This window comes from Synechococcus sp. (genome assembly GCF_982614295.1).
On record NZ_CEXBMR010000096.1, the window covers coordinates 1 to 2,181 of the forward strand.

Consider the following 2,181-nt stretch of genomic DNA (forward strand, 5'->3'; position numbering starts at 1 on the left):
GCGCGAAACTCTGCCATTACCCTGGTGCAATCAGCTAATTGGTTGCCAGAGGGCAATTCTAGGCAATAACCGGCTCCATAAACGGTTTTGATAAACCTGGGTTTGCGGGGGTCTGGTTCTAATTTAGTGCGCAGGTGTCTGATATGAACTCGAATGGTTTCGATGTCGTCGTCTGGTTCATAGCCCCATACTTCTTTGAGAATCAAAGATGGTGCAACAGTTTGGCCGTGGCGTTGCAATAAGCAGTGCAGCAGTTCGAATTCAAGGTGGGTGAGACGCACCGCCTGTTCAAACCAGATTGCTTCAAATCTTTCAGGAACAAGGGTGATCGGCCCGAAATTAAGAATTTCGTTGTGCTTACTTGATAACGGAGCACGATCGCTGCGGCGTAGCAGGGCCTTGATACGAGCTAGGAACTCTTCTAGTTCAAAAGGTTTGGTTAAGTAATCATCGGCGCCAGAATTAAAGCCCGTTACTTTGTCTTTTATGCCGCCAAGCGCGGTGAGCATCAAAATTGGTATTTGAGTTGTGCGTTCATCGCGCCGTAGGCGTTGGCAAAGGGTGAGCCCATCAACTTTGGGCAGCATCAGATCAAGCACGATTAGATCTGGGCCGTATTGGAGGGCGAGAGCTTGCCCCTTAATGCCATCTTCTGCTTTTTGCACATCAAACCCGGAATGCTCAAGGCAGCCAGCCACAAGCTCCCGCATGTCTTGGTCGTCTTCTATTAAGAGGATGCAGGGCTTCATCAATGCAGCTTGGTGGGGGTGGAGCAGGGATTAGCCAGAACCGTGGATTACGTCCAATCGTTTCTGCGTGCTTGTTTTTATAGTATAGAGGATAAATAAAAAGAATTTTTAACGAACCGGCAAGTATTTAGATTAATAGTTTATACAGCATCAAACTAATATCAATTAAATATTATTTATTAAAGTGTTAAAAACTCCCCGGGCGGGATTCGAACCTGCGACCAATCGGTTAACAGCCGATCGCTCTACCACTGAGCTACCGAGGATTGCACCCCAAACGAGGTGGATTAGAACTTAACCGCCCGCCCGCCCCCTGGGCAACCCCTCAAGGGCGCTAGCCATAGAAGCCCCAGTAAGCCAGGGTCCGGCACTGCCTTGCTCCAGCCTCAAGGCCCCATCGCAATGGTGCAGTTCCTCCAGTTTGTGGGTAACCCAAAGTGCTGTGAGCGGCTTCGGTTGCGTTGCTGTTTGCTTGCAAAGCTGGCGGATTAGAGCCAGCACTGCCCCTTGACTTTCTGGATCAAGCAATGCGGTTGGTTCATCCAGTAACAGCAGCTCTGCTCCACTTAATAGAGCTGAGGCAATAGCGAGCCGTTGCTTCTGGCCACCGCTGAGGCTGTGGATCGGGCGATTGCTAAATCCGGCAAGCCCCACCTGATCAAGAGCAGCTTCGATTAGCTCTGCCTGCGGCGCTATCCCTATTGGCAGGTGAAAGCAAAGTTCACTGCCGCAGCAGGGCAAAAGCAGTTGATGGTCTGGATTTTGAAAAACCAGCGCTGCAATTGAAGCCAGCCGGATTTCGCCTTCTTTGGGCTCAAGCAGGCCAGAAATCAAACGCAACAGAGTGCTTTTACCGCTGCCGTTGCCGCCCACCAGCATCCAAAGGCCCGGCTTTGGAATTTGCAGCGAGCAATTGATTAGGGCAGCGCTGTTGTTAGGCCAGCGGTAGCTAACCCGATCCACCTCAAGGATTGCTTTCATTCAGCGCCGAGGCTGAAGCCAGGGCGCTTGCTACCGGCGCCGAGGGCACTTTTTTCGTATATCTGCACCGCCAGGATTTCGCTGCTTAAAAGTGTTACTAATTTTTCTTCTGCTTTTTCGCAACGCAGCTCTAACAATTGCCGCTCACCGTGTTGCATTGCACTGCGAATTTCTTGGTAGAGGCTTTGGGCTGCCTCCAACTCCTTGCGTTGCACGGAGATTGGCATTGGCGAAAGCTTGAGGCTTAGTTCGATAACAAACATGGAGAAATCAATACTGGCGGCACCCTAGGGAAGCAAGTGCGTAGGTAGATGTGCTGATCTTGTTGGGTTTTCCCCTCAAAAGCCCCCTCATATCTGTATGGTTCCTTATGTAACGCTTTGTGAACAAAAAGCTATGACGATCGCCCTAGGGCGCGTTAGCCAGCGCGGATGGTTCGACATCCTCGACG

General features: G+C 50.8%; 3 protein-coding genes and 1 tRNA gene. All 4 read right to left on the bottom strand.

Features of this window, described 5'->3' with window-relative positions:
• A partial coding sequence (locus AC2JC8_RS10095; RefSeq protein ID WP_484594686.1) for a response regulator transcription factor occupies positions 1-749 on the bottom strand: 749 nt, incomplete at its 3' end.
• Positions 750-943: 194 nt separating this feature from the next.
• Positions 944-1,015, bottom strand: a tRNA-Asn gene (locus tag AC2JC8_RS10100).
• A 28-nt stretch (positions 1,016-1,043) separates the two neighbouring features.
• Positions 1,044-1,730 carry an ABC transporter ATP-binding protein gene (locus AC2JC8_RS10105; RefSeq protein WP_484594687.1) on the bottom strand — a complete coding sequence of 229 codons (687 nt, stop codon included), beginning with the start codon at positions 1,728-1,730 and terminating at the stop codon, positions 1,044-1,046.
• On the bottom strand, positions 1,727-1,993 hold the full coding sequence (locus AC2JC8_RS10110; RefSeq protein WP_255132965.1) for a UPF0367 protein family: 267 nt from the start codon (positions 1,991-1,993) through the stop codon (positions 1,727-1,729). The genes AC2JC8_RS10105 and AC2JC8_RS10110 overlap by 4 nt, the downstream gene beginning before the upstream one ends.
• Positions 1,994-2,181: the final 188 nt, after the last annotated feature.